Origin of the sequence: Candidatus Cardinium sp. TP, assembly GCF_025215055.1 — a bacterium.
GTDB lineage: Bacteria > Bacteroidota > Bacteroidia > Cytophagales > Amoebophilaceae > Cardinium.
Window position 1 is genome coordinate 25,059 of record NZ_JANAVR010000001.1, and the last position, 26,551, is coordinate 51,609.

Genomic DNA, 26,551 nt, shown 5'->3' on the forward strand with positions numbered 1-26,551 from the left:
GTTACAACTTTATACATTTGTATGGCACACAATAGAAGAAGAAATGCTTCAAGTTTGAGACCCTCTAAAACGAATGAACTATAATTTTAAATAAAGTATACTAAAATCAAAAAAACAAGTTCGGCCTTTTTATGCTTTTAGATAACCTTCGCACAGCTAGCAGGCCACCATATAACTACCTTTTTCTTGCTTAAAGCGTAAAAAAACTACTGCTTACTCTTTACTATTAGGCATATAGTATGGAATGGTACCTGAGGCCGGAATCGAACCGGCACGATATCACTATCATTGGTTTTTGAGACCAACGCGTCTACCAATTCCGCCACTCAGGCAAAAAAACAAAGGAACTACCTAATAGGAATAGTTTTTTTTCAATCTACTCAATCTATCCAAAATAGATAGTAGAGGTCGCGAGTGGGTTCGAACCACCGTAAGAGGTTTTGCAGACCTCTACCTAACCACTCGGCCACGCGACCCAAAGGATATACCTATGCCTTATCTTCTCCTTGTGTGTTTTGTTCTAGTTTTTCCTTCAGGTCAGCAAAAGCTTCAAACCCTCTAGGAACTTTCTCTGTTTTGACTTTTGACTCCGTTTTTACTTTACCCTCAGTCTTTGCCTCTACTGCTGGATTAAAAATAATTTGATGCGATAAAATTATTTTTTTATCTGCTTTAGCTAATTTCAACACTTGAAAGTCTAACTCTTCGCCAACTGCCGCTTCCTCTCCATCTACTTTAATTAAATGCTGCTGAGGCACATGACCTTCTATGCCATGAGCCAATTCAACAATGGCGCCACGACCTGGGGTCTTTTTCAAAATCGTACCTTTATGTACGGTACCTATTTGGAAAATCTTCTCACAAGCATCCCATGGATTTTCTTGCTTAAGCCCAAGTGAAAGACGCCTATTTTCTCGATTAATACCCAGTACAATCACTTCTACCTTTTCGCCTAACTTCAACACGTCAGCAGGGTGTGCCACGCGCTTGGTGCCGGAAAGGCGCGAAACGTGTAGCAAACCTTCAATACCAGGCTCTAACTCTATAAAGGCACCAAAATGGGTTAGATTACGCACAATACCTTCATGGCTGGCGCCCACTGCATAAGTAGATAAGAATGCATCCTGCTCCCATGGATCTCCAGTTAATTGCTTAATTCCCAAAGATATTTTATGATTCTTCCGATCCAAAGACAATATACAGGTTTCAATGGTATCGCCTATTGCATAATGCTCATTGATGTCACGCAAATATTGCGACCATGAAATATCTAAAACATATACAAAACCCTCCACACCAGGCATCAATTCTATAAAAAGACCATAATCGGCGATATTGGTGATGGTACCTTTAATGGTAGCGCCTACCTGAACCGTTTCTGGCAGCGCATCCCATGGGTGATCTTGGAGTTGTTTCATACCCAAAGAAATACGTTTCTTATCCTCATTAAAGCCAATAACCACTACACGTACTTTTTGGCCAAGGGTGAAGAGCTCCTCTGGATGGTTGACTCTACTCCAGGCCATATCTAATTTATGGAGCAAGCCATCTACCCCTCCTAAATCAATAAACGCACCAAATTTGGTTATATTTTTCACATAACCCTCTAGGATTTGCCCCTTTTCAAGCTTACTCATGATTTCGAGTTTCTGCCCTTCTAGTTTCTTCTCGGTTAATGCTTTATGGGAAACAACCACATTATCATTCGTATGATTGATTTTAATAACCACTACATCAATGGTTTTACCTACAAAGACATCAAAGTCCAATACAGGCCTGATATCAATTTGGGAACCAGGCAAAAAAGTTTCAATATCAAAAATCTCTACAATCAACCCTCCTTTCGTTCTGCGCTTGACAAGGCCTTCTAATACCTCTCCATATTCTATGGCATGTTGAATCTTCTCCCAAGCTCTGACCAACTTTGCTTTTTTACGAGAAAGTACCAATTGACCTTTGGCATTTTCTGTTTCTTCTATATAGACCTCAACCTCATCACCTGGTTTTAAATCAGGCAGATCCCTAAACTCAGAAGCAGCAATTAACCCATCGGATTTGTACCCTACACCTACAACCACATCTTTATTGGTGAGGCTTATCACGGATCCTGTTACTACTTCATACTGATTAATAGCGCTTAAGGTAGCTCCATATATGGCAGCCATATCTTCTCTTGCTTGATCTGTATATGTACTACCTAATTTACCAACTTTGTCATATTGATCCCAGTTGAAAACGCCTTCTGTTGCACTCATAAGGGGGAGATATTGTCTTTTATGGTTACTTAAAAACAGCTATGCGAAACAATGCGTTTTATGCTGTTTTAGTTGATTAAAAAATGAAATTAAATATACCGACTTCTATGTAAAAGCAACAGCTTGGTGTAGCTAAAAGTGCCTTACAACCGATAAAGTTACAAAAAAAAAATATGAAGACCAATCAGCCAGTAGGGCTTTATATTTTTACCCACTTTTTTTATCAAGAAAAAAAGTAAAAATAAAATTGCCTTATTGACCAGTGTCGTGCATAGACACGAATAAAGCTCATTATCAACCAGTAATGTGAACAGATACAGCAAGCAATCCGCAACTCAACAGATGAAAAGAAAAACAGCTTTAATGGGGACAAATGATGACATACCCCTTTATCCCCCCCCCCTTGCCCATTGAGCACCTTCCTGGTCATAATTTTTACACGGGGCATTTTTAAGCGGAAAGAAAAAGCCGCAAAGGACATTTAGAAGAAGTTAGGCGGCTTCGGGACAAAGGAATTGAGCATCCTCATCATCATGATTAGGGTCTACGATCTTCGAATCTGAACCCTGGTGCAAAGAATAGCCAGCTACATTCACCGCACCATCATAAACAGTAGAAGCAACGTATGTCATGCCATTATAAGCATTAATAGCAACCCACCTAAGACCATTAAAAGCATAGGGCGCAACCCATACTAACCCACGCGCAGTCATGCGAAAAGTATATCCACCAACAGGAGCTGCAACAGAGGAAAGAAAATGCGCACCGCCAGAAGCACCATCTGCTATGCCTGAAGGAATATATTTTCCTTGATAAGCAGCACAACCACCACCCCCAATAGCACCAATTCCGCCTCCAAACACAGCCCCACAAGCACCAAAACTGAGCTCGCCAATAGCACCAACCACACCAACAAAGGTATCAGCTATAGAACACGTATCTTTTGCTTCATTTCCCCCAACTTGGGTTTCTTTTTGATTCTTAGAGGTATCAGATACTATTGTTTCACTTATGGGTGATTCACACGGCGTTTTTCTGCCCCCAACTACTGCCAGTATATCTAATCTAGCTTTGACACCACCACTGCATCCAGGCAATCCTAACGAAAGAAAACAAAAAACACCTACCAACAACAATCTATTTAAATGGCTATGCATAACCATAATTATGTGCCTAATTTCCATCTTATTTATTATAAACCAGCTACATGAAATTTAATCTATCGGAAACAGAACCGACTCTACAAGTATAGATAAATAACATATGTTATCCAAATTATTCTAACTATGCTCTAAAAAAGATGTGCATAACACTAGAGAATACTCGCGACAAGCTCAACCTGTTTTGACTACAAAAAAGACAGAAAGCAAAGGACACGAACGATTAGATGGGCAAATATACATGGTTATCCCGCATCAAATGCACTTACCCAATAGTAGTTCGGCCAACGGCGTCAACTTAAGGGAGATCTATTCTAACACAGAGATAGAAATAGCTAATGCGTATACGTCGTTTCCCCTGTCCGCCAACTTTTTTTATCGGCGACCATGAGCGCCTTAACTTGACGAAATGATAGCAAACGCCCATTAATGGGGTAAAGTTCATCATTAACCAATGGCGCGAATAGATACTTTTATTTGATAATCAATAAAATATATTTTTTAAGTTGACACCAATAGTAGTTCGGCTAAGGTAGAGTAGGCTATTTCATTTCTAGCAGCACTTTTTTATCTGCAATCTTCATGAGTTGTTCTTTAATATCTGCTGCTTTAAAACAGTTGGCAAAGCCATTGGCTTCTGTTTGAAAACCATTTTCATCTGGGTTTTCAGCCGCGTTTACACAAGTTACCAAAATGCCCAGTGCTAAATCTGCATTATTGACAATAGCGGTAAGCCACTTTTTAGCCTTCTTAAGCATCTCTTCCTTATAACTCACCACCTCACTCACCAAACCCATGCGCTCTGCATCTTCTGCTCCCATACGCTTACCAGTCATGAGGTACTCTAATGCTTTCGTCTTGCCTAATAACTGTGTCAGCCGCTGCGTACCGCCAAAACCAGGAATAACCCCAGAAGAAATCTCTGGGAAGGCAAAAACAGCATTCTCAGAAGCAAAACGAAAATGACAAGCCAATGCCAACTCAAAGCCAGCACCGAAAGCATATCCATTAATAGCAGCTAAAATAGGCTTGGGGCAATTTTCTATAAAAGCCAATACCTCTTGACCATGTTCTGCAAACTTTCTTGCATTCAATTCACTTAACTTGAGTAGTTCAGCAACCTCTGTGCCTAAGGAGAAGATCTCTTCTCCCTCTCCAGTAATAATTACGCCCTCTATGGCCTCATCGTCATATACGTCTTGAATGACACTACGCAATTCAGCAAGCCTTTTATCTGTTAAAGTAAAGGAGCCGGCTTTAAAGGTAATAGTTAAAATACCATCTTCTAGATTACTTTGTAATGATTCTGTTTTTTCCATGCTGAACGCAAATTTGTTTTATAGCTTAATTAACCAAACAATAGACAATAGATAACATTGCACTTTTTCTATATACCCCATTCAATATTCCATTTTATTCCAAAGCTAAAAACCATAATACCCAAATATACAGGATATTTAAATAGTTCAACCATTTCTTTAGTCTGTATCCTACCATACCGATAGATTAACGCCATATTATGTTAAAGATGAATCACTTCTCCATAAGCAGCAGCTACTGCTTCCATAATGGCTTCGGACATAGTCGGATGGGGATGAACACTATTTTGGATCTCATAGGCAGTTGTTTCCAGCTTACGTGCGACCACCACCTCTGCAATCATTTCTGTAACATGGGCCCCTACCATATGTGCGCCCAACCATTCTCCATACTCGGCATCAAAAATCACTTTTACAAACCCTTCTGGTGCACCAGCTGCATGTGCTTTCCCAGAAGCAGAAAATGGGAAAGTACCTACTTTAATCTTATACCCAGCTTCTTTTGCAGCTTTTTCTGTATAACCTACAGAAGCTACTTCAGGTTGTAGGTAGGTGCAAGAGGGCAGATTATTGTAATTCAATGGATCTGGTGTAAGACCTGCTATTTTTTCTACACAAACAATACCTTCTGCCGATGCTACATGAGCTAAAGCGGGCCCTTTGACGAGATCGCCAATCGCATAAACCCCATTACAACTGGTCCTATAATAGGGATCTACTGCAACTTTCCCTCCTTCCATAAGAATACCATTTTCCTCTAAGCCGATGTTTTCTATATTAGGCTGCACACCAACAGCAGAAAGGACTAACGCACTGTCCATCTGTAAAACGCCCGATTGGGTAGCCATATGTACCGTAGAAGAATCGGCCATCACCTCCACTTTGGTAACCTCTGTAGCCGTATAAACCTCTATACCTTTTTTTGTAAAAGATTTAATCACTTGTTTGGATACGGCTTCATCTTCTAAAGGCAATAGATAGGGGTTATACTCCACTAAAGTGACTTTTGTACCTATTGTATGGTACAAATAAGCGAACTCACAGCCAATAGCCCCCCCGCCTACAATCACTATAGAGGAGGGTTGCCTCGTACATGCCAATGCTTCTCTATAGCCTATAATATGGACGCCATCGATAGGCAGTTGGGGCAACTGACGGCTTCTTGCACCCGTTGCTAAGATAATGTGTGGTGCACGGTAGAGGTGGGTTGTACCTGCTGGTGTGGCAACAGAAACGGTACTATGAGGTAATAACTTGCCACACCCTGCTAAAATGGCGATTTTATGCTTTTTAAAAAGATGATGGATGCCTTGGCTCATAGTAGCCGCCACAGTACGACTCCGCTGCATGATAGCCTCAAAGTTGGGCTTGGCGTGGGTTACTTCAATACCATAAGCTGCAGCATGGTTCACATAGTCAAAGACCTGGGCGCTTTTTAATAATGCCTTTGTAGGAATACAACCCCAGTTGAGGCAAACGCCACCAAGTGCTTCTTGCTCTACAACCGCGACATGCATCCCCAACTGAGCGGCTCTAATAGCGGCCACATAACCACCTGGCCCACTCCCGATTACAATAAGATCATATTCCTGAGACATAATGAGTTGTTTACTTTCAGCATATATGAAAAAGTGATAGTTGCTGATATGGTAGACAATTATAATTAAAAACCAGCTAATGTACTATACCCAGCTGCTCCTTTATGAGATGAATGGCCTGTTTTTTTTCTGCCATAATCATCAGCAAGTCAAAGGCAATAATAACGGTATCACCTCTGGGAATAACATAAACGCCATTGCGTTTTATAAGGACAATCAATACATTTTCTGGAAAACTCAACTGAACTATTTTTTTACCAATAGCAGGAGAGTCTTGGGGAACAATGACTTCTATTAATGCACTATCTACTTCTTTGGATAACTGAATCGTAGGTTCATGGGGTTCCACCTTTGGGGCTTCTAATTGTAGCCACTTGGCAAGTGGCGAAAGGGTCGTGCCTTGAAATAAGATAGAGGTGAGCACAACAAAAAAAACAATATGGTAGATCACATCTGCTTGGTGAATGTTATCTAACAACGGATAGGTAGCAAACACAATCGGAACAGCCCCTCTAAGACCTACCCAAGAGATAAAAATCTTATGTTTTAAATGTAACGTTTTAGAAAAAAACAAGGAAATAAATACACTCAATGGACGAGCTATGAACATTAAAAAGATGGAAAGCAAGAGGCCAATGCCAGCTATAGGTATGAGTTTGCCAGGATAAACCAATAGCCCAAGCATAATAAACATTATGATCTGCATCAACCAAGCAACGCCTTGGCAAAATTGAATGATGCTTTTTTTATGTGGGAAATCCTTATTGCCTAAGATCAATCCAAGCAGGTAAACAGCAAGAAAGGCATTGCCATGCAAAAAATGGGTCGCTGAATAGGTAAAAATAACCACAGCTAGCATCAAACCGGGGTAAAGGGAACGGTTGGCCAAACGAAGTTTATCCAACAATACCAACATGATTTTACCAACTAAAAGGCCAGCTACACCACCTACAACCATCTCCTGAATAAAGATCCAAATAGCCTCCATAGGGCTAATGACTTGGTTGGTAAGCAGCAATGTTCTAAATAAAAACATCAAAAACCAGGCCATGGTATCATTGCTACCCGACTCTAATTCTAGCATGGGGCTCAAATTGGCCTTAAGGTGCATGTTTTTAGCCCGAATGATTGCAAAAACAGCAGCTGCATCGGTAGAAGCTACAATCGAACCCATCAATAGACCTTCTAACAGGGTGAATTGGATGCTACCTGCCCAGAGGGCTGTAATCCCCCAAATAAATAGGCCAACACTAAAAGTAGTAATGAGAATACCTACAGTTGCCAGTAATATACCATTCCAAAGAATGGGCCGTATATGCTTGTACTCGGTTTCTATACCCCCTGTAAAAAGAATCAAACTCAAGGTAATAGCGCCAAGCAACTGAGCGGCTATAGGATTATGAAAATCAATACCGCCCCATTGTTCATGACCTGCCGCCATGCCTACTAATAAAAAAATAATCAAGGCTGGAATGCCTAACCGAGTAGATAGCTTCGTAATGAAAATGCTCAAGAAGAGTAAAAAAGAACCGGCAATAAGCAAGCTTTCTGGAACTAAATGCATGGATTTTTATACTTAATAATAACATACAAGGCTAAAAGGGCACAACTGGCATAGGTGCACTGCATGATGGCCAATGCCCTAAATTTAAGTAAAAATTAACTGGATCCTACTCAAAAATGCTCCATTATGGATAAATCACTTAACTATGTTTAACTTTATAGTTGTTTTTATGCTTAGCTATATAAAATAGCGGGCTTTATCCACTAGGCCAAACCACCTCATGCGTTATTTCATCTACATATCCTATCTGGGCAAAGGCTACAGTGGTTGGCAGATTCAAAAAAATGGATATACTGTACAACAAGTGATTGAAGAAGCACTTGGCAAGCTCTTATCCAGGACGATTACGATCTCAGGCAGCAGTCGAACGGATAAAGGGGTACATGCCACGCAACAGGTGGCCCATTTTGATTCTATAACGCCTATAGACCCTGTACATTTGACCTATAGACTCAATAGCGTTTTGCCATCTGATATCAGCATTACGGCCATTCGTCCAGTAGTAGAGGCTGCACATGCACGTTTCGATGCATGTCATCGTAGATATGCCTATACCATTATTACACATAAAGATCCTTTTTATAGAGATCGCGCAGTTTGGCTGCGCCGCACGCCACCGCTTGGCTTATTAAACCAAATTGCTGCTTTATTTTCTGTACAGGCTGATTTTGAATTTTTTAGCAAGACAACCGATGCCACAAGGGGTTTTATCTGTAACATAGAGGAAGCTGCTTGGGTAGCAATAGACGACAAAATTGTTTTTTACATACAAGCCAATCGCTTTTTAAGGGGTATGGTTCGAACGATCGTCGGTACCATCCTTAAAGTAGCCACTGGTAAAATGGATAGCGCTACTGTAGCCGAATTGATTCAAAAAAAGCCCAACACACGCCCTATACTTACTTTAATGCCAGCACACGGCTTAACCTTGGTGGAAGTAGGTTATCCACCATCCTTATTTGTACAACAAAATGTATCCTAACCAAGATCCTATTGTGGCGCTCGCCACGCCACAAGGCGTGAGCGCCATTGCAGTGGTGCGCCTATCTGGAAAGGGCGTAATTCACATCGTGAACCAGCTGTTTTATGGAAGTGACTTGACCAAAAAAGCCTCCCATACGGTTCATTTTGGCATCCTAAAAAAAGGCGACACCCAAATTGATGAAGTCCTAGTTTCCATTTTTATTGCGCCCCATTCCTTTACCAGGGAAGAGGCAGTAGAAATCTCTTGCCATGGCGCGCCTTTCATTGTCACACAATTAATAGAGCTGTTGGTAGACCAAGGTGTGCGGATAGCTGAGCCAGGTGAATTCACCAAAAGGGCTTTTTTAAATGGCCGCTTTGACTTAGCCCAAGCAGAGGCGGTAGCAGATTTAATTGCAGCCGATAGCATGCTGGCTCATCAAACAGCCCTTCATCAAATACGTGGGGGGTTTTCGGTAACGTTACAAGCGCTACGTAAAGACCTGCGCCATTTTGCAGCAATGTTGGCATTAGAACTAGATTTTTCCGAGGAAGATGTTACTTTTTTAGAACGAAAAGAGTTACAAACATTGGCGGATCAACTGATGCAAACTTTAACACGCCTAATCGATAGCTTTCAACTAGGCAATGTGATTAAACAAGGTGCTTCCGTTGTGATTGTGGGCAGACCCAATGTAGGCAAATCAACACTATTGAATGCCTTATTACAAGAAGAGCGGGCCATTGTCTCGCCTATAGCAGGCACTACGCGCGATACCATTGAGGGCACACTACACCTAGGAGGCATACGGTTTAGGTTCGTGGATACTGCTGGCTTACGGGAAAAGCCTTCGGATGCCATAGAAGCGATAGGCATCGAACGGACCAAAGCGCAACTTAACAAAGCTTGTATCGTGCTCTACTTGGTGGATCTATCTCATATGACCTTTCAACAAGCAGAGGCTGATCTGGTTGCCTTAGGGGACTTACCCCTACTGAGAATTGGCAATAAAATGGACCTTGCACCACCTGCTGTGCTAGAAGACTTTAAAGATTATTTGTGCATGGCCGCACAAACTGGTAAAGGACTCAATGAACTTAAAGCGCAGCTTTTACAATTGGTCACACAAAAACCTACTGATGGGTTAGCCACTATTGTGATCAATGCACGCCATTACGATCGACTACAAAAAAGTAGAGCAGCTTTAGAAGCTGTGATGGCAGGACTTGCGCAACAACGATCCAATGAATTACTGGTTGTAGATATCAACCGCGCACTATATGCACTGGGTGAAATTACAGGAGATATTACCACAGAAGAGATTTTAGGAGAGATTTTCTCTAAATTCTGCATTGGGAAATAGTATGTGTTCAGCGCGATGGCGTCAACTTAAGGGAGATCTATTCTAACACAGAGATAGAAATGGCTAATGCGTATACGTCGTTTCCCCTGTCTGCCAACTTTTTTTATCGGCGGACAGGCGCTATTTAAATTAACGCAATGGAAGCAAACGCCCATTAAAATGATAGGTATCTGTCATTCAAGTCGCTGGTTTTTTGCGTCAAAAAAACCGCCCCTGTAAAAAGTCACGGTGTAGAAAGTGGCATTTTACAGATGATTTGGAAAAACAGATCCCTTTCAAGCCCCCACAGGGGGCACTTTCTGTTTTTCCATCTGTAAGATGACACTTTCAGTGACTTTTTACCGAGGGCTTGATTTTTTGTCCACTTTTTTATCAAGAAAAAAGTGGGATAAAATGCATTATTAACCAATGGCGTTAATAGATACTTTTATATGACAATCAATAAAATATATTCCTTAAGTTGACGCCATTACGTAAACAGATAGGGGAAATAAGCGCGCACCTAAGATTACATTGGCTTAGATGCACCATCATCTGGCTCTTTGCCCTCTTTTGACCGTGTCCATAAACGGTGTACCACTAGCATCACTAAACCATTGACCACCATACAAGGAAAGACGCCATCATTGGTACCCAGGAGGGGAAAAATCCACTTCCGCCAAGCCAAAACAGCTAACGCACCTGCAGCCATACCGGCTAAAGCGGTATGTGGCGCACTCCGCAAGCCTAAAACAGCTAAAACAAATGGCGCCACGACTACAGGCACATACCAACGGTTATAAAAAAGTGCCACCTTTTCCACGATATAGTAGCTACTACTAAGGGCCAACGGAATGGCCAAAATCGCCACAATCAAGATCGGTAGATGGGTCATCCTATAATGGTGTGCAAAAGATTTTTTTTTCTAAAACGCACCGGTAATATATCATAGCTGATCATAACCGAACAGATATGGAGTCTAGAGTCAGCTGTGGACATCGTCACCGCTAGTAAACAAGTACAAATGATCCCTTTTAGCCAAGGGGAGGTATGCGCAATGATGTAATGCCAAATTTCCATCCCTGATAGATTTTGTGGCACCCATGCAAAAACAAACAAACCAACTAATGAGAAACATACCATTATAACAAAACCAGCTATACCAGCATATAAGAACATTTTTTTTGCTTGGGAAGGACTAGAAGCCATATAGACATTTTGTATATAAGCAGGTTCTATACAGTTGACCATAGTAGCTAGATAGCGCAATATAGCTACTGACTTTCTGTTATAAAGGAACAAGTGACCTAACCCAAATTTTTTTTGAGTGGCTGCAAAAGCAATGGTTTCACCAAATGAAGCATCTGTTTTCTTAAACATAAACCATGCGAAGAGGCCAATAACCGCAGAAAAAGTGATCAACTGCCACATATCCGTTAAGACAACGGCACGAATACCACCAAATAGTGCATAGGTCACCAGCACGAAAGTAGCGAGGAGGGTAATGGATAATGGACTAGCTGAATCGATGCATATACTTATCCCCCGGCACATAATACGAATTTGCATCGCAATCACAACAGTAGAATAACACAGGCTCAATAAAGCAGTAATCATCCTTGGATACCTGCCATATACCCGCCCTATGGTCTCTGGCATTGAGATATGATAGATAAACTTGGACATATGCATGCCGAGCCAACTAAGCGTAAAAAAAGCAGCCACAACACCAAAAATCCGCCAACTGACCCAGAAAAGTCCACCAGAGAATTGGGTTACATAACTCATCAACGTAGCCCCACCATAATAAGTGGCCAATATAGTAGCCACTAAATTAGCGGTAGAAAACGCCCTATTGCCTACAGCATAGGCACGAAAGGTAGTACCGCTTCCTTTAGTAGCATAACACGCTACTGCTGAAGTAGCTAATAAAAAAACAATTACTATGAGTAATGGAAGATCAAATAACATAACACAATATAGTTGAATGCATTTTATGCACGGAATCCACAAGTTGCATGAACCTTTTTATTAAAGCCTATCATTTCATTAACTACCCTGGGTTTTACCACTTGAATCATCAGACTCCTGCTTGTACCTATTTATCGATACATCACCCCACACAATAGGCCTACCAAGCAGAGATCCCTCACATAGGTGCATAGGGTGTGATACCATGAGGTGTTGCACGGATGCACACCAACACTGTATTTGTTGTGACGCTTTGGGTATAATGGTCCTGAAATCATTGTTATTGCCCAGTGCAGCTTTAGCAAAAAGAGTACCTCTCTGCTCCACGTATGTTGGATGCCTAGGATCCCCATACTGTGCCAAACAGGTCATTGGGATTCCACTTTCTGGTATGCCATAATAATAGTTTTCACATGCCAGCTCGAACGGTGTAGCGCCTACTTTATTTTTTATATTTAAACATTCCAACAGATAACCGAACACACGGTTCCATGCTGCCACTTGATTTTGTTTTCCTACAGTTTCAGTTATAAGAGAGGTATACGTGTCTATTAAGTAGGCCACCATGTCTGGCGCTAAGTCACATGCGTTCACTGCTTCTTGGATAAGGGTGAATTTTCCAGGACCGAACCTGCTGCAAAAAACCTTCTGATATAATGCACCTACATCAACACCACGGAGACGTTCCAAACAATCAACATAATAACGAAGCTTTGCAAATAATAATTTTAGTACATCCAGATCCCCTTTAACCACTGCCCGAGTCAATAGAGGTATTTTCATGCCTATTATTGTTGCGTTTCCACAGCCAGTTATTAAGTATATTACCTTTTCAAGAGGATACTTTGTAAGGTCGAGCTCGATGTATCCCAGCAACCGATCCAGCAGATCTATCTCACCCATCTCTATTACTTGACAAAGCGCAGTCTTCTTATCGTGCACTTCACACAAATCAGATGTAGACCAGTTAAAATGATCATGACACATACCATTAGTTTTACACTGCACCTCTATCTGACCATCTGAATGATAACATACTGCTTCTTGCAAGCCACAATACCCACTGTAGTTAAACAAAATAGATGTAGTATACATACTACAGGAAATAGTAAATAACAAACATGTTACGCACATGACTGTTATTAAGCGTGGAAATCTATTGTTACACATGATACTTTATACAAAATCCCGGCCGTTATTTAAAAGTAAGAAATTATAATAAAATATTTTTTAATATAAAACAACATCTAAAGGCAGGAGATCTGTTCAGTTCACACTTACAGCGTGGGGCATATCTAAAAAAGAAAGCTCATTTGACTGATATTGCTTAACACGCTTCGCTCCCTGAATACGTCCACTTGATGAACTATCAGAGTCCTGAACACTGTTTCGCTTACGCCTTTTAGTAGAGTCAATAGGCCCTGGATGCGCATCGCATCGCCTTTTTGTACCCTTAAGTTTATCGGTGATGTGCGTTGAGAGGCCATACTTTTCGAACACACCCGCTATCGATACTTCCCATAAAGACCGCAACCGTGCGTGGTTATCATATTGGTAAGCCGAACTAACCTCTCTGTATATACGCATCAAACAATTTTGAGCTTCCACAATGTTTTGTATAGGTATAGCTGCATTTAACATTTTTACAATTATGCTAAGCATATGCGGACTTATTCCCCAAATCTATTTGAGACAAAGGCATGTTTAGCCTTATTTTTTGCTTGACAAAGCAATAAGAAAAAGTAGCTGTTTTTCTATTCATCTATCTGGTTACGATTACTAATCGCAATTTTTATAGGAGGCGTTTCTTGCAAAAAACCATAGCATTCCCATGAAAAATCACCTGATGTAAATATTTTATTGTTTGTAGCGTTTTTTATGTATATTAGCCTAATTTTATTTTATCGGTTCAAGTGCAACCACAAAGCTATAAGCGGTTTGTAGCTGATTTTCATCATTAAAATATAAACGAACAGAGACAAAATGCTTCTGATAGGTTTAGCGATACTTTTGCTTGCTTCTTTTTTGGGTGCTCGGTTACAAGGTCTAAGCCTTAGTATGCTGGGTGGGCTGGGTGTATGGTTGTTTATGGTGCTTTTAAAGGCCACACCAGCAGATCCTCCTTTTCAAATCATGCTTTGTATTGCTGCAGTAGTTGCTGCAGTAGGTACTATAGAGGCTGCAGGGGGGTTGAGTTATTTGGTACAACTGGCTGAGCTATGTATTCGCAAACATCCACGTAGCATCATCTACATCAGTCCTATGGTGACCTATGCGATTACCTTTTTGGGTGGTACCAATCACATCGCCTATTCTATTCTGCCTGTTATAGCAGAGGTATCTAAAGAAGTAGGCATTCGCCCAGAAAGGCCTTTATCGCTTTCTGTTATTGCCGCTTTGCACGGTGCACTGGCCAGTCCTATTTCTTCTATAATGGTTATTTTAAGCGGGTTTTTAAGGAATGCTGGCATAGAGATGGTGACCATTTTTAAGATTGTCATTCCCTCAACACTGGGAGGATTATTAATCGCAACATTTGTAACCAGTCTATTGAATAAAAAGATGCCAGCGACTGCAACGGTTCCAGAAAAAGCCACAACAGACAAGGCCGTGACCCTGCTCCCCCGTGGGGCTAGGGTAGCGAAGCTTTCGATTATTTGTTTCTTACTGGGTAGTTTAGCTACGGTTTTAATAGATGCCATGCCATTTTTACGCCCTTCATGGGAGGTAAATGGCTTAAAGGCATGCTTACCATCTGCCTATATTATGCCACTGGTCATGTTATCTACTGCTGCATCTATTATGTTGTTATGCCGGATTGCACCTCAATCCATTACCCAGGGCAAAGCATTTACTGCTGGTCTACAAGGCATGTTTGCGATTCTAGGTATTGCTTGGCTAAGCAGTACATTCGTGCAGAGCAATCAACCGGTTTTACTACAGTTTATATCCACTTACCTTACTGAGCCTTGGCAATTTTCTATTATTTTGCTCTGCATGGCTTCCATTATGGGCAGTTCTGCGGCCACCATTAAAGCGGTATTTCCACTAGGTATTGCCTTAGGGATTCCGCCTAAAATATTACTGGCTTCTGCAGCAGCTGTTAATGGGGTTTTTATTATTCCGATTTATCCAACTATGTTGGCGGCTATACATTTAGATACCACAGGCACCACACGAATTGGCAAGTTCCTTTTTAACCATAGTTTTATGTTGCCAGGTTTGGTGTCAATCGCTGGCGCAATCAGCATCGGATTCTTACTGGTTTATATGAACGGTTTATAGTCTAATTATACATTACATATCAAGATGGTTACAATTGGATGGCCTATGCTGCTATTGCTGCTTATAATAGGTTTGCGCTTAGGTGGGGTGTCACTTGGTCTATTGAGCGGCCTGGGATTGGGGGTTTTAACCTTTTTCGTACAACCTGCCGCTCCGCCCAATGACTTAATGCTCCTACAGGCCACCTGGTTGCTGCTCATGGCTACACTAGAGGCAACTGGTTTTTTTTACTTGCTGGAAACCAAACTCAGGAGTTCCCTAATGCAAACCTGCTCTGCTTATGGGTGGTTGATGGCGCTGTTCTGCTATGGGTTGGTCTTTCTAACAGGAGATAAAAAATGGGTGCATCGATGGGTATGCGATCCAGATAGACCGCCTAATGCCAAACTGCGGTTTGCTATGGGGATTGCTGCACATATGGCCTTACTGGCTAGTCCTTTATCTATTTCAGGTATCTTGCTCATCGTGACAGCAGGAAATAGTGGGCTAGCTATACTAGATCTGGTGGGGACAATCGTGGCCATCACGGCCAGCCTCACGGCAGTGAGTGGCCTGCTGGTTGGGTTTATACCGGATAGGTGGCAGTTAGCTCTATGGCCTAAGCCAGCTACTCAGGATAATGTTGAGGTTGTACCTGCATCAACAGGTAAAGTGCAACTTGCCTTTTTGCTTGTACTACTGGCTGAAGTGCTGTTTTTACTTATCAAACCTGAAGTCCATAGGGCAACCAGACTAAGTAGTACGGTTTTTCCCGTTAGGTTGCCTATATTTTTTGCTTTAGTCATGCTTTCCATAGCAGCTGTAGCTATGTTGGGATGGAAGATCAAGCCTGCTCAGATTTTGCAAACCAATCGATTTAAATCAGGTATTCAGCAGTTTTTTATATTTTTAGGTTTAACTTGGTTGCTAGATAGCTTAATCAGCCATGACAAAACTGCACTCATGAGCTTATTATCTGGTGGTAACGGCTATTACGGTTTTTACTTTATGGCACCACTATATCTGCTTTTAATAGATATGTCTATGGTCATTTGGCTGTTTATGGGCCTCTTGCTCGCACCGGATTGCACTACTTTAACCCTTGCCCTATGGCTGGTTGGCATACATAGCCTAGCGCCTATAAGGTGTTGGCTCAGCAAGATTGCACAAGTCAAAAAATAGAGGCATGGAGCGATGATCCTTCTACCTAGTGTAACCATTGTTGTATTAAACTACAATGGCCTAGCGCTACTAAAAGTCTATTTACCTACCCTATTGCTGCATAGTAAAGGCTATCCCATCATAGTTGTGGACAACGCTTCTACAGATGGATCTGTAGCCTATATACAGCACCATTTCCCAACAGTAACCTGTATCGTGCATAAGGGAAATTATGGGGTGGCCAAAGGGTATAACCTAGCCTTACAACAGATTCAAGCTACCTATTATCTACTGTTGAATAATGACCTTTTGGTTACTGCAGGCTGGTTAGAATCGTTATTGGACCTTATGGAGGGGGATCCTTCTATTGCATGCTGCCAACCGAAAATACTTTCTCTTAAGCAACCAGATCAATTTGATTACGCGGGTGCAGCGGGTGGATATATAGATAGCTATGGCTATCCTTTTTGTCGAGGAAGAATTTTTAATCGCATAGAACAAGACCAAGGGCAATACAATGATACAAGAGCTGTTTTTTGGGCCAGTGGGGCTTGTTTATTGGTACGTGCCACTGTTTTTCATAGCCTAGGCGGCTTTGACGAGTTATTTTTTGCCCACTTTGAAGAGATTGACCTTTGTTGGCGTGCACAGCTTGCCGGTTGGAAGGTCTATTACTGCGGCAGCAGTAAGGTGTACCACTTAGGAGGAGCTACATTGTCCTATAGGAGCCCTAAGAAAACCCACTTAAACTTTAGAAATAGATTATTGATGCTCTATAAGCATCACCGCAATGATCTGGTATTTATACTAACCAATCTAGGTCTAGATTTTCTAGCTATCTTTTGGATGGGTGCGCTGGGCAAGTTTGCACATAGTTGGGCGATTCTAAAAGCACAGGTAGACTTTTTTAGGCTTAAAAAAAAATGTGTAGCCAACCCTACTCCCTACTTGCCCAATCGTTATAAAGGAAGCATCTTGATGGATTACTTGCTTAAAAAGAAGCAATATTTTTCTGAACTTAGATCCGATCGGTTTAGATAAGCTTTTTTAACGTACATTCATAACTTTCAACTTATTTCCAATTCTACGCCCAGAATTATGTTGCCATTTAACGACTACAGTTTTATATACTTTATAGGTATTGGTGGTATAGGCATGAGTGCCTTGGCCCGGTTATGCGCCAGACAAGGCTACCAAGTGTTTGGCTATGACCGTACAGCCTCGCCTTTAGTAACACAATTAAGTAAAGAAGGTATGGTAATCAGTTGTAAGGATACAATGGAGGCGATTCCTGAAGTTATTTGCAACCACCCCAACCAAACCCTAGTGGTTTATACACCTGCTATCCCTACCGATAACTTGATCTTAAATTATTTTAAACAGGCTGGTTACAAGATCCAATCACGTGCAGTAGTCTTAGGAGCTATTTCCAAACGACTGCCTACCATAGCCGTGGCGGGTACACATGGCAAAACGACTACTTCCGCCATGATTGCCCATCTACTCTATCAGAGCAACCTCTCCATGGTAGCCTTTGTAGGCGGTATAATGCATCTATATGATGCCAATTTATTATATAACCATTTATTGGATGAGGTCAAGCTAATGGTAGCAGAAGCCGATGAATTCAATAGATCTTTTCTCCACCTTAGACCTACCTTTAGTATTGTGACGGCTGCAGATGCAGATCATCCAGAAACCTATACAACAACCGCCTCTATGGAGACTAGTTTTATAGAATTTGTTCAACAAAATCAAAAACATTTACTTATCCAATACAACGCTGCAAAGCAACTAGCAATAAGCAACTACTACCATAAACCTTTCCTAACCTATGGGCTACATCAAGGAGATATTATAGCGGCTAATATAGGTATTGCTCCCAACCAAAGTAGTTTCGACTACCTAGGAAGCAATCAAACGATCTCGAACTTAGTCTTGCCTATAGCTGGGCTGTATAACATTGAAAATGCATTAGCAGCCATTACGATCTGCCTGACACTTGGCATAACAGAAAACCAAATACGCACTGCTTTGGCCAACTTCCCAGGCATAAAAAGGCGATTTTCCTTGGTTTGCAACCATAAGCGTTACCTCTTTATAGATGATTATGCGCACCATCCTGCAGAGCTTAGCGCTTTACTAGGCTCGGTTAAAAAGCTCTATCCGAATAGCCATATAACAGCCATCTTTCAACCCCATCTTTTTTCACGTACCCAGGCTTTTTATAAAGCGTTTGCTACAAGTTTAAGTCTATCAGATCAGGTTTTTATATTACCGATCTATCCAGCCAGAGAAGCCCCGATACCAGGTGTTACGTCAGCGCTTATTTTTGATGCACTCACCTGTTCCCAAAAAGACTTAGTAGCAATGGATGCTTTGCCGAATGCACTGGCTGCTTGTGCCAGGATTCAAACACATCAGGTCATCTTAACCATTGGTGCAGGCGATATAGGTGAGGCGGTTCCGGGTATAGCTGCGTGCTTACAACAGATTTTTAGTACCTGTTTAAGATAGTGGTAAAAAAGGCATTTTTAGTATCTATTCACAAAATAGCGTCAACTTAAGTATTTTTTCATTGATTGTCAAGTAAAAGTATCTATCCTCTCCATTGGTTAATAATGAATTTTATCTCACTTTTTTCTTGATAAAAAAGTGGACAAAAAAATCAAGCCCTCGGTAAAAAGTGGCTGAAAGTGGCATCTTACAGATGGAAAACAGAAAGCGCCCAGGTAGTGGGCGCTTTCTGTTTTCCATCTGAAACAACCGTTCGTCATTACTTTTACTGTGTGCCAACTTTTTATTGGCGGAGATAAGCAGCGCCGTACGAATTAGCCATTTCTATCTCTGTGTTTAGAATAGATATTCCTTAAGTTGACGACATTGACTGAACAAATACAAATACAATCATACATTGATAGTAAGACTGGTCTTGCCACACATGCTACACACATTCCTTCACGCCATGGAGTTTTTCTATAGCTGCATTTCATCTTTCTATAATATGTGGGAAGGTGGATTTTGTATGGGCTTGAACAGTTTGACCTTTTTTATCTTTTATGCATGGATTTGCGCCCTTTTCTAGTAAAAAGTCAACTATATCCTCAAGACCGTTTTGTGCTACTATCATTAAAGCTGTGAGCCCATCACTAGTTTGTGCATCCACCTTTGCCCCACGTTCTACTAGAAATCGTATGGCAGGTTTATTGCTAGCGAATGCTGCGTAAATCAATAACGTCGACCCTTGGTTATTTGCATCTATCTTTAAGCCTTGATCAAGCAAATATTGTACCCTTTCTTCCGAAAAACTACTATCCTTAGTATATGCTATGAATTGCTCATCTAAGACCATTGGATCCTTTATTGGTGGCACGCCATCATCTGGTTTTACAGTAGTAGTAGACGGTTTTGAGGTAGTAGTAGACGGCTTCTTGGAAGGCTTTTTAGACGGTTTCCTAGATGGCTTTTTTGTAGTAGTGGATGGGTTTTCTGTAGTTGTACGATTACCCCATTCTTCTTCGCCCTTTTCTAGCGCCTTAGTAACAACTTCTTCCAGATGCGTTATATCAGTTCTGTTATTAAGCATACTACTGCTATACCCATCTGTTGAAGTAAAGGGACCAGGAGTAGTTACACCCGTACCATTATTATGAATAATAGGCATATTGGGGCTATTTCCATCATAGTTACGCAATTTCAACAGATAAAACAGAGCAAAACAGGCACCCGTTAATGTAAGAAATGCCCCCCCACCTTCACCTGCTTAGCAGCTTTCGGATGTCTTGCCTCCGCTATTTTCATGTTACGCCAGCAAAAGGACCCACAACCTAGCTCTTGCCTGCTGGCATGGACAGAAGAAAACCATATATTAAAGCTGAATAGCCCAATGAATAGGCCTACGCTATAGTTATAGTAAGTATACTTTTTCATAACATGGATGTTTAATCATAGGGTACCATCATGCTTAAACAAAATGGCTGCAAATTATATTTCATCATATATACATATATACCATCTGCTTAACGCTAAATCAAGCAAAAAAACCTTATTTAAGATGTAAGGCCAACCAGGCATCCTATTGCAAGCTGTAATAAAAATTAAATAAAATTCCAAATATTCATAGCCAAATGTACCACAGCTGGAGCCATAGCAAAACTACCCAAATGGCCATGCCCTAGCTACCTAGGGCATGGCCATAGGCCCAACCAACCATATATCAACGAAGTAAAGCAACAGGAGCATAAGGCATGAGATGCACAATGGGTGTGTAGCATGGATGACATACGGGTTACTAAGGGGAATCATTAGTTGAAAAAGTCCTTTGAAAAGACTATATTTGGCCCTTAGTACTAGGTCCGTTTCTCATATTAGGTTCCCCCACCTGGACCAAGGCGTAACCTAACATAGAACGGAATCACTAAAGTTATCATACCCGATTGTATCGCTGCAAGGTTTAGCTACCTCTGCCACACTTAGTGCTACTGCAATATGTAACCTTAAGCCAAACCATCTATAAATATGGAATATAACACACTCCTATACCGCTTTTTTTTTGATCCACTTGCACATGGTATCGCTTGTATGGTCGTAGCCTACTTAGTGGCACCTGCTCAGTTTGTAAAAGTAGTCTACCAAGAAACCGGTGAGCCTTATACCTCTATTGTGACCAGGTGCATACGTACTAAAAATTTTAAATTATTTTTTTCCGGCGCACATATTTATGCACTGCGACAGGTTATAGCGGCTTTGGCTTTTGGGGTTTCTCAGTGGCTTTTCCTCTGCTCTACTGACTATTATGCGATAACTAATTTTGCGCTACTGGTCATCTGGGAATGCTTCCTAGCCGGAATGGTAGAAACAGCCGTGACCATATATAGCGAAACAAAAGAAATTGCTGCTAATAAAGGGGCTTTAATGAAACGAAAAGAAAGGATGATGGATATTGTGACGCCGATCTTTTTAAGGAATATATTGAGTAGTTCGGCATGTATATTGGCTTATGAATTTACAAAGGATATAAGTGGGGTGTGGATCAATATGATGGTTAGTACGGTATTGGGTATCGCTGTATCTGCTTTAACGATGCCATTTGATCTGATCGCCACACAAAACTGTGGCTCAGAGGTGCCTATGACTTGGATAGGACGACTTAAACATAACATTACAGTAGAAAAGAAGTTTCTTGCCATCTTTAATGGATTAACCATGCGCATCTTGCAAATTGTTCCCTACTCTGTTGCCCATAGCCTAGTAATGCTTTTCTTGGGCAAAGCTTAAAGGGGAAAGATGTACCTACTCGGTTTGGACTGCGCTAAGTAACTTGAACTGTTCAAGACATGGTGTCAATGTAAGAATGACACCATGGACCAATTGTAACCCCTAAGGAATTTTTAGTCTTACTTTATGAAACATGTAACAGCCCTACTAAAAAAATGGTATCCTATGCAGTGGCCTATTAAGGGCAGCGCCCTGCAAAAATTTTTTTCTATGGCTATTTTGATGTTTCTTATCTTACTGAATCAAAATTTAATCCGTGGCATAAAAGATGGTCTAGTAGTCACCTTAATAGGGGCAGAAGTATTGAGCTTTATTAAGCTATTTGTTGAAATGCCTGCAGGAATTTTATTTGTAGTTATCTATACAGTCTTATGTAATAAGGTGACCACAGAAAAGATTTTTAGAGGCATTATCATCTTTTTCCTCTTTTTTTTCCTTTTATTTGGCTTTTTTTTATTCCCTTATCAGGAACTCCTGCACCCTGACCCTTGTAAGGTGGATGCCTATATTAGGCTTTACCCTTACCTGAAATGGTTTTTTATCATGTGGGGTAAATGGACCTTAATACTCTTCTATATGTTAGGTGAACTTTGGCCTATGATTGTCTTTACCTTGCTGTATTGGCAATTAGCCAATAAAATAACCACAACAGAAGAAGCGGGCCGCTTTTACTTTTTTTTCAATTTGATTGGACAAGCCAATCTGCTTATCTCTGGCAGTATCATGGTCTACTTTTCGCGTGCTGATCACTTTTTATTGCCTTTCATAGGTAAGTATAAAGTGGCAACAGCCCCAAAAATAGCCACACTCATGATTGTTATTGCCACGCTATGCCTCTGCATTCTACTTTTACACAAATATATCGAGCAATATATCATCTGCGGCCAAAGGGTACAAGGCAGACGCATCCCCAGACTACAACTAGGATTATATAAAAGTTTTAAAATGATTGCTAGGTCTACATACCTTTCATTAATTTGTATATTGATGATCGCTTACTCTATGGTTGTGCATTTAATAGAGGGGCTCTGGTTTTATGAAACCTCTCAGCTGTATCAACAAGATCCTACCCGTTTTATTACCTACCAAGGTAGGGTATTATTCTGGACGGGCATTTGCACATTGTCTTGTGCTTGTTTTGGCCATGTAGTAATTCGGAAACTAAACTGGCTAGGGGCAGCACTGATCACACCTGTTACCACCCTTATAGTAGGTGGTGCTTTTTTCCTGCTGATTATTGCAGTGGATTACCACTTTGTATCAAAGGCGATCATGGGTATATCCACTTTAACGGCCATTGTAGCAATTGGCGGCCTGCAAAATGTATTGGCAAAGGGAACGAAGTATTGTTTTTTTGATGTCACTAAAGAGATGGCCTATATTCCTTTAGACCAAGAGATGAGCACAAAAGGAAAAGCAGCAGTGGATATATTAGGGGGAAAAATAGGGAAGTCTGCGGGGGCGCTTGTACAAGTCATCTGTTATACTATCTTTGCAGCTGCCGAGCCGAATCAACTGGCGCCATTTTTAATGGTTCTGTTTTTTTTAATTTGCCTAACTTGGATTGCAGCAGCCCGGGTGCTTGGAAAAAAATACCATCACCTAATAGGAAAGGCAGATTCCACAACTTGCGGGTCACGTGCAACCAACATGCAATAGCACCTTGTTCACGATACTGGTTCATAATGAATTTTATCCCACTTTTTTATCAAGAAAAAAGTAAAAATAAAATTTCCTTATAGCGTCTCATGTCCGTCGATAAAAAGTTGGCACGCAGTAAAGGTAATGAAACGAACGGTTTCCCAGCGGGAAAAACAGAACTCACTCGCTGTGCGGGCTCAAACAAGCTGTTTTTCTGATCCGCTGAACAACCGTTCGTCTAAAGACTACAAGTTTACTGAAGCGCCAAGTTTTTTTATCGGCGGACATTAGCGCTTTAAATGGACGCAATGGAAGCAAACGCCCCTTACAATGATAGGTATCTGTTCCAGATTGTTCTTTTAACGAAAAAAACCACTGCGCTGAACACATACCATGCAATAAGACCATGCATCTACTACGCTATACATTGCTTTGCTTGATCCAATATGGCTATCTTAGACTTGGTTTTTTTATTTGGAATGGCTTTGGCTAAAGACCGCGCTGTGTTACCTTGATGATCTGCTATACATGGATCTGCTCCATGTTCTATTAAAAACGAAGCCATGGGTGCATCATTTTGCTTGACTGCTATCATGAGACTCGTAGTTCCATCCTTACTTTGTGCATTCACATCCGTTCCTTGATCTATTAAGGATTGCACAATATGCCGACTATTATACCATACGGCATGCATCAATAAGGTGTATCCTAGTTTTTGGTCCGGTTCATTTATATCTAGGCCTTGCGCAAGCCACTCTGCTATCTTCTCTATTGAAAACTCACTAATAAGGTCACCCATGACCTGGTCATCTAAAGGGCGTGAAGATACTGCGTTCCATTTTGGCGTACCAATCGCATCGATAACGAATTGTTCCTTTTCCGTAGTCATGTTAGCGGTGCTGGACATAGTGGTTGCCTCTAACATGAAATGCGAAGGGGTGGTTACATTGGTACAATGATGGCTGAAGTAGATTGGATGGACCTACGCAATAATCAAACCAATTATGCAAGGCCGTCAGTATCAAGCAACCCGTTGCTACACATCCCAACACACACCCTAACATCCTATAAATTGTAGTATTTGGTTGTTTAATATTTAGCTGGCTGCTATTTTCGCCGCGCTCCATGTCCAAGTCTAGTGCCTGCTCTGTAGATAGGCTGCCCCTACAACCTACTGCTGCTCTTGTATGTACACAAGCCGATAAGGCCTGATGGTGCTTATCACCACTTAAACAGCATGATTTCAAAAATAGACATACCCGCATCAATAGGGCAGCCATCTGCTTGAGCCCTAGATAAGTTAAAAAGCAGGCGTAATGGAACCGATACATTCTATTAACCGGCCTTGAATAGTAAGCGAAAGCAAATACAATTCCAAACACCGGCACTCAAAGATCAACATACTTACTTAAGAGCGGTCCATGCGGTTATTAGGAAGGCTTTTATTAGACGTAGTAGAATCAGTTTGGTTGGGCGTAAAAGCTGCTGAAAGTAAAAGGGGGGTGCCTTATGGTTGCTGCATTAATTTTTGCGCTAATAACAGTTTTATAAAGGTATATCTTATAAATTAGTATATTGTATTATTTTTTCCCTAATGCCCATTAGAACATCAGCCCCTATAGACCACCTATGAAGCAGTTGATTCAAGCAAAACTAAAAGGAGATCCCATAATATGGGGCATAGCATTGGTCTTGTCTAACCTGAGTATTTTAACCGTCTATAGTGCTTCTAGCTCTTTAGCCTATAGACAGATGGACCATAACACTGAATACTATTTGATCAGACAGACACTCTTGATAGGCGCCGGGTTAGCGGCTATGTGGCTCAGCCACCGGATTGATTACCGCTACTATGCCACTATGGCTAAGGTGGCGCTTTGGCTATCAATTCCGCTACTACTGGTCACTTGGCAATATGGCGTAAAATTAAATGAAGCCTCCCGTTGGCTGCATATCCCTTTGATCAATAAATCCTTCCAACCCTCTGACCTCGCACAACTTTCCCTGATTATACGCATGGCCCATATGCTGGCCAAACAACAAAAAAATATTACCTGCTTTAGAACAGCCTGTCTGCCTATATTGACCTGGTCTGGCGTGATTAGTGGTTTGATCGCTTTAACCAATTTCTCTAGCGCGATGCTGCTATTCGGTACTTGTTTGGTACTGATGTTCATCGGTAGAATCCCTATTAAATACCTACTCATGATCATATGCTCGGGTAGCCTAGTGGCAGGAGGCGCACTGCTTTGGGGACAACGTGGCGGCACAGCCGTCAAACGCATAGAAAGCTTTCTTAAGGGGGATGTTTCCTTTCAAGCTGAACAAGCTTACATTGCTATTGCAACAGGTGGACTGACTGGTAAAGGCCCTGGTAATAGCACCCAACGCAACTTCTTACCCCACCCTTACTCCGATTTTATTTATGCCATTTTAATTGAAGAGTATGGCCTTATAGGTGGTATATGCGTTATGGTGCTCTATTTGCTGTTGCTATATAGGGCCATTGCCCTGCTCCCTACAACAAGGCATTACTATGGGGGGCTTTTGGCTACAGGTATCAGCCTGTTATTAGTATTGCAAGCTTTACTGAATATGGCCATTGCAGTAGGCCTCGGCCCTGTAACAGGCCTGCCTTTACCATTTGTGAGCATGGGAGGGACTTCACTTGTATTTACAGGTATTGCACTAGGCATATTATTAAGCATTAGCCAAGGAGAAATTGATAGAGAACTCTTAACTTTAAAAAAAGAAGTGGCAGGTATACGGTATAATAAGTACAAAAAAAATCCTAAACCTTAAGTATTCGTTCCGGGCTGGGTTGTTGCGCTAGGGGGCAGCTGTTTTCCTTTTCATCTGTGCACGCTACTTGAGCACCACATCTTTCTCCAAATCACATTTGCTGCTTGTTTTCGGAGGGTATTGCCAGAAGGATACATCGATAGATGTTTTAGAGCTATTTTTTTTGTATATTGCTAGGATTCTAATCTTACCGGTGTAAACTGGAATCATTCTAAAAAAGCATCATTTTAAGG

General features: G+C 41.3%; 23 protein-coding genes and 2 tRNA genes. 9 read left to right on the forward strand and 16 right to left on the reverse strand.

Annotation, left to right across the window (positions count from 1 at the left end):
- Positions 1-245: 245 nt before the first annotated feature.
- The 7 genes from NLX65_RS00135 to NLX65_RS00165 form a co-directional block, all read right to left on the reverse strand.
- Positions 246-332 (reverse strand) — tRNA-Leu (locus NLX65_RS00135).
- Positions 333-405: 73 nt separating this feature from the next.
- Positions 406-476: transfer RNA gene (locus tag NLX65_RS00140), tRNA-Cys, on the reverse strand.
- 12 nt (positions 477-488) lie between these two features.
- Positions 489-2,255: a 30S ribosomal protein S1 gene (locus NLX65_RS00145; RefSeq protein WP_260535842.1), complete on the reverse strand. Its 1,767-nt coding sequence runs from the start codon at positions 2,253-2,255 to the stop codon at positions 489-491.
- Positions 2,256-2,746: 491 nt separating this feature from the next.
- Entirely contained in the window at positions 2,747-3,418 is a 672-nt protein-coding gene (locus NLX65_RS00150; protein ID WP_260535843.1) for a hypothetical protein, read from the reverse strand.
- Positions 3,419-3,957: 539 nt separating this feature from the next.
- Entirely contained in the window at positions 3,958-4,734 is a 777-nt protein-coding gene (locus NLX65_RS00155; RefSeq protein ID WP_260535844.1) for an enoyl-CoA hydratase/isomerase family protein, read from the reverse strand.
- Between the two features lie 203 nt (positions 4,735-4,937).
- Positions 4,938-6,332 (reverse strand): dihydrolipoyl dehydrogenase, encoded by a 1,395-nt coding sequence (lpdA, locus tag NLX65_RS00160; protein WP_260535846.1) that lies wholly within the window; start codon positions 6,330-6,332, stop codon positions 4,938-4,940.
- 76 nt (positions 6,333-6,408) lie between these two features.
- Positions 6,409-7,896: a potassium/proton antiporter gene (locus tag NLX65_RS00165; RefSeq protein WP_260535848.1), complete on the reverse strand. Its 1,488-nt coding sequence runs from the start codon at positions 7,894-7,896 to the stop codon at positions 6,409-6,411.
- 220 nt (positions 7,897-8,116) lie between these two features.
- On the opposite strand from NLX65_RS00165, the gene truA reads away from it, so the two are divergent.
- Together truA and mnmE are read left to right on the forward strand one after the other, a co-directional pair.
- On the forward strand, positions 8,117-8,878 hold the full coding sequence (gene truA, locus NLX65_RS00170) for a tRNA pseudouridine(38-40) synthase TruA (protein WP_260535849.1): 762 nt from the start codon (positions 8,117-8,119) through the stop codon (positions 8,876-8,878).
- Positions 8,868-10,223, forward strand: a complete 1,356-nt coding sequence (gene mnmE, locus NLX65_RS00175; protein WP_260535851.1) for a tRNA uridine-5-carboxymethylaminomethyl(34) synthesis GTPase MnmE — start codon at positions 8,868-8,870, stop codon at positions 10,221-10,223. Before truA ends, mnmE begins: the two co-directional genes overlap by 11 nt.
- A 508-nt stretch (positions 10,224-10,731) precedes the next feature.
- On the opposite strand, the gene NLX65_RS00180 is transcribed toward mnmE, so the two are convergent.
- The 4 genes from NLX65_RS00180 to NLX65_RS00195 all read right to left on the reverse strand — a co-directional run bounded on the left by NLX65_RS00180 (position 10,732) and on the right by NLX65_RS00195 (position 13,814).
- On the reverse strand, positions 10,732-11,097 hold the full coding sequence (locus tag NLX65_RS00180) for a hypothetical protein (RefSeq protein WP_260535853.1): 366 nt from the start codon (positions 11,095-11,097) through the stop codon (positions 10,732-10,734).
- A complete protein-coding gene (locus tag NLX65_RS00185) occupies positions 11,094-12,173 on the reverse strand; it encodes a sodium:solute symporter family protein (protein WP_260535855.1) in 1,080 nt (359 codons plus the stop codon). The genes NLX65_RS00180 and NLX65_RS00185 overlap by 4 nt, the downstream gene beginning before the upstream one ends.
- Before the next feature lie 78 nt (positions 12,174-12,251).
- Positions 12,252-13,307: a hypothetical protein gene (locus NLX65_RS00190; RefSeq protein ID WP_260535857.1), complete on the reverse strand. Its 1,056-nt coding sequence runs from the start codon at positions 13,305-13,307 to the stop codon at positions 12,252-12,254.
- A 132-nt stretch (positions 13,308-13,439) separates the two neighbouring features.
- Entirely contained in the window at positions 13,440-13,814 is a 375-nt protein-coding gene (locus NLX65_RS00195) for a hypothetical protein (protein ID WP_260535859.1), read from the reverse strand.
- A 342-nt stretch (positions 13,815-14,156) separates the two neighbouring features.
- On the opposite strand from NLX65_RS00195, the gene NLX65_RS00200 reads away from it, so the two are divergent.
- Genes NLX65_RS00200 through murC form a run of 4 tightly spaced genes read left to right on the forward strand, consistent with a single transcriptional unit; the run spans position 14,157 to position 19,115 of the window.
- Complete coding sequence (locus NLX65_RS00200; protein ID WP_260535861.1) at positions 14,157-15,458, forward strand: anaerobic C4-dicarboxylate transporter family protein; 1,302 nt, start codon at positions 14,157-14,159, stop codon at positions 15,456-15,458.
- A gap of 24 nt (positions 15,459-15,482) precedes the next feature.
- Positions 15,483-16,619, forward strand: a complete 1,137-nt coding sequence (locus NLX65_RS00205) for an anaerobic C4-dicarboxylate transporter family protein (RefSeq protein ID WP_260535863.1) — start codon at positions 15,483-15,485, stop codon at positions 16,617-16,619.
- Between the two features lie 12 nt (positions 16,620-16,631).
- Positions 16,632-17,639, forward strand: a complete 1,008-nt coding sequence (locus NLX65_RS00210) for a glycosyltransferase family 2 protein (protein WP_260535865.1) — start codon at positions 16,632-16,634, stop codon at positions 17,637-17,639.
- Positions 17,640-17,696: 57 nt separating this feature from the next.
- Positions 17,697-19,115 (forward strand): UDP-N-acetylmuramate--L-alanine ligase, encoded by a 1,419-nt coding sequence (murC, locus tag NLX65_RS00215; RefSeq protein WP_260535867.1) that lies wholly within the window; start codon positions 17,697-17,699, stop codon positions 19,113-19,115.
- A gap of 472 nt (positions 19,116-19,587) precedes the next feature.
- Here murC and NLX65_RS00220 read toward each other — a convergent pair whose 3' ends face one another.
- Entirely contained in the window at positions 19,588-20,262 is a 675-nt protein-coding gene (locus tag NLX65_RS00220; protein WP_260535869.1) for an ankyrin repeat domain-containing protein, read from the reverse strand.
- 65 nt (positions 20,263-20,327) lie between these two features.
- Positions 20,328-20,528 (reverse strand): hypothetical protein, encoded by a 201-nt coding sequence (locus tag NLX65_RS00225; RefSeq protein ID WP_260535871.1) that lies wholly within the window; start codon positions 20,526-20,528, stop codon positions 20,328-20,330.
- Between the two features lie 588 nt (positions 20,529-21,116).
- Between NLX65_RS00225 and NLX65_RS00230 the strand changes: the two genes are divergently transcribed.
- Complete coding sequence (locus NLX65_RS00230) at positions 21,117-21,875, forward strand: hypothetical protein (RefSeq protein WP_260535873.1); 759 nt, start codon at positions 21,117-21,119, stop codon at positions 21,873-21,875.
- 126 nt (positions 21,876-22,001) lie between these two features.
- On the forward strand, positions 22,002-23,534 hold the full coding sequence (locus NLX65_RS00235) for an NTP/NDP exchange transporter (RefSeq protein ID WP_260535875.1): 1,533 nt from the start codon (positions 22,002-22,004) through the stop codon (positions 23,532-23,534).
- Between the two features lie 162 nt (positions 23,535-23,696).
- Here the strand turns inward: NLX65_RS00235 and NLX65_RS00240 are convergent, their stop codons facing one another.
- From NLX65_RS00240 to NLX65_RS00250, 3 genes are read right to left on the reverse strand one after another with little or no spacing between them, the layout of a single operon-like run.
- A complete protein-coding gene (locus NLX65_RS00240) occupies positions 23,697-23,924 on the reverse strand; it encodes a hypothetical protein (RefSeq protein ID WP_260535877.1) in 228 nt (75 codons plus the stop codon).
- A 7-nt stretch (positions 23,925-23,931) separates the two neighbouring features.
- Positions 23,932-24,405, reverse strand: a complete 474-nt coding sequence (locus tag NLX65_RS00245) for an ankyrin repeat domain-containing protein (protein WP_260535879.1) — start codon at positions 24,403-24,405, stop codon at positions 23,932-23,934.
- A gap of 1 nt (position 24,406) precedes the next feature.
- Positions 24,407-24,847, reverse strand: coding sequence for a hypothetical protein (locus NLX65_RS00250; RefSeq protein WP_260535881.1), 441 nt, complete (start codon positions 24,845-24,847; stop codon positions 24,407-24,409).
- A 298-nt stretch (positions 24,848-25,145) separates the two neighbouring features.
- Between NLX65_RS00250 and NLX65_RS00255 the strand changes: the two genes are divergently transcribed.
- A complete protein-coding gene (locus NLX65_RS00255; RefSeq protein ID WP_260535883.1) occupies positions 25,146-26,318 on the forward strand; it encodes an FtsW/RodA/SpoVE family cell cycle protein in 1,173 nt (390 codons plus the stop codon).
- Positions 26,319-26,551 lie beyond the last annotated feature (233 nt).

Coding starts and splice junctions, on each gene's coding strand:
- NLX65_RS00145 (WP_260535842.1), bottom strand. CDS start 2,255: ATGAGTGCAACAGAAGGCGTTTTCAACTGGGATCAATATGACAAAGTT.
- NLX65_RS00150 (WP_260535843.1), bottom strand. CDS start 3,418: ATGGTTATGCATAGCCATTTAAATAGATTGTTGTTGGTAGGTGTTTTT.
- NLX65_RS00155 (WP_260535844.1), bottom strand. CDS start 4,734: ATGGAAAAAACAGAATCATTACAAAGTAATCTAGAAGATGGTATTTTA.
- lpdA (WP_260535846.1), bottom strand. CDS start 6,332: ATGTCTCAGGAATATGATCTTATTGTAATCGGGAGTGGGCCAGGTGGT.
- NLX65_RS00165 (WP_260535848.1), bottom strand. CDS start 7,896: ATGCATTTAGTTCCAGAAAGCTTGCTTATTGCCGGTTCTTTTTTACTC.
- truA (WP_260535849.1), top strand. CDS start 8,117: ATGCGTTATTTCATCTACATATCCTATCTGGGCAAAGGCTACAGTGGT.
- mnmE (WP_260535851.1), top strand. CDS start 8,868: ATGTATCCTAACCAAGATCCTATTGTGGCGCTCGCCACGCCACAAGGC.
- NLX65_RS00180 (WP_260535853.1), bottom strand. CDS start 11,097: ATGACCCATCTACCGATCTTGATTGTGGCGATTTTGGCCATTCCGTTG.
- NLX65_RS00185 (WP_260535855.1), bottom strand. CDS start 12,173: ATGTTATTTGATCTTCCATTACTCATAGTAATTGTTTTTTTATTAGCT.
- NLX65_RS00190 (WP_260535857.1), bottom strand. CDS start 13,307: ATGTGCGTAACATGTTTGTTATTTACTATTTCCTGTAGTATGTATACT.
- NLX65_RS00195 (WP_260535859.1), bottom strand. CDS start 13,814: ATGTTAAATGCAGCTATACCTATACAAAACATTGTGGAAGCTCAAAAT.
- NLX65_RS00200 (WP_260535861.1), top strand. CDS start 14,157: ATGCTTCTGATAGGTTTAGCGATACTTTTGCTTGCTTCTTTTTTGGGT.
- NLX65_RS00205 (WP_260535863.1), top strand. CDS start 15,483: ATGGTTACAATTGGATGGCCTATGCTGCTATTGCTGCTTATAATAGGT.
- NLX65_RS00210 (WP_260535865.1), top strand. CDS start 16,632: ATGATCCTTCTACCTAGTGTAACCATTGTTGTATTAAACTACAATGGC.
- murC (WP_260535867.1), top strand. CDS start 17,697: ATGTTGCCATTTAACGACTACAGTTTTATATACTTTATAGGTATTGGT.
- NLX65_RS00220 (WP_260535869.1), bottom strand. CDS start 20,262: ATGCCTATTATTCATAATAATGGTACGGGTGTAACTACTCCTGGTCCC.
- NLX65_RS00225 (WP_260535871.1), bottom strand. CDS start 20,528: ATGAAAAAGTATACTTACTATAACTATAGCGTAGGCCTATTCATTGGG.
- NLX65_RS00230 (WP_260535873.1), top strand. CDS start 21,117: ATGGAATATAACACACTCCTATACCGCTTTTTTTTTGATCCACTTGCA.
- NLX65_RS00235 (WP_260535875.1), top strand. CDS start 22,002: ATGAAACATGTAACAGCCCTACTAAAAAAATGGTATCCTATGCAGTGG.
- NLX65_RS00240 (WP_260535877.1), bottom strand. CDS start 23,924: ATGGTCTTATTGCATGGTATGTGTTCAGCGCAGTGGTTTTTTTCGTTA.
- NLX65_RS00245 (WP_260535879.1), bottom strand. CDS start 24,405: ATGACTACGGAAAAGGAACAATTCGTTATCGATGCGATTGGTACGCCA.
- NLX65_RS00250 (WP_260535881.1), bottom strand. CDS start 24,847: ATGTATCGGTTCCATTACGCCTGCTTTTTAACTTATCTAGGGCTCAAG.
- NLX65_RS00255 (WP_260535883.1), top strand. CDS start 25,146: ATGAAGCAGTTGATTCAAGCAAAACTAAAAGGAGATCCCATAATATGG.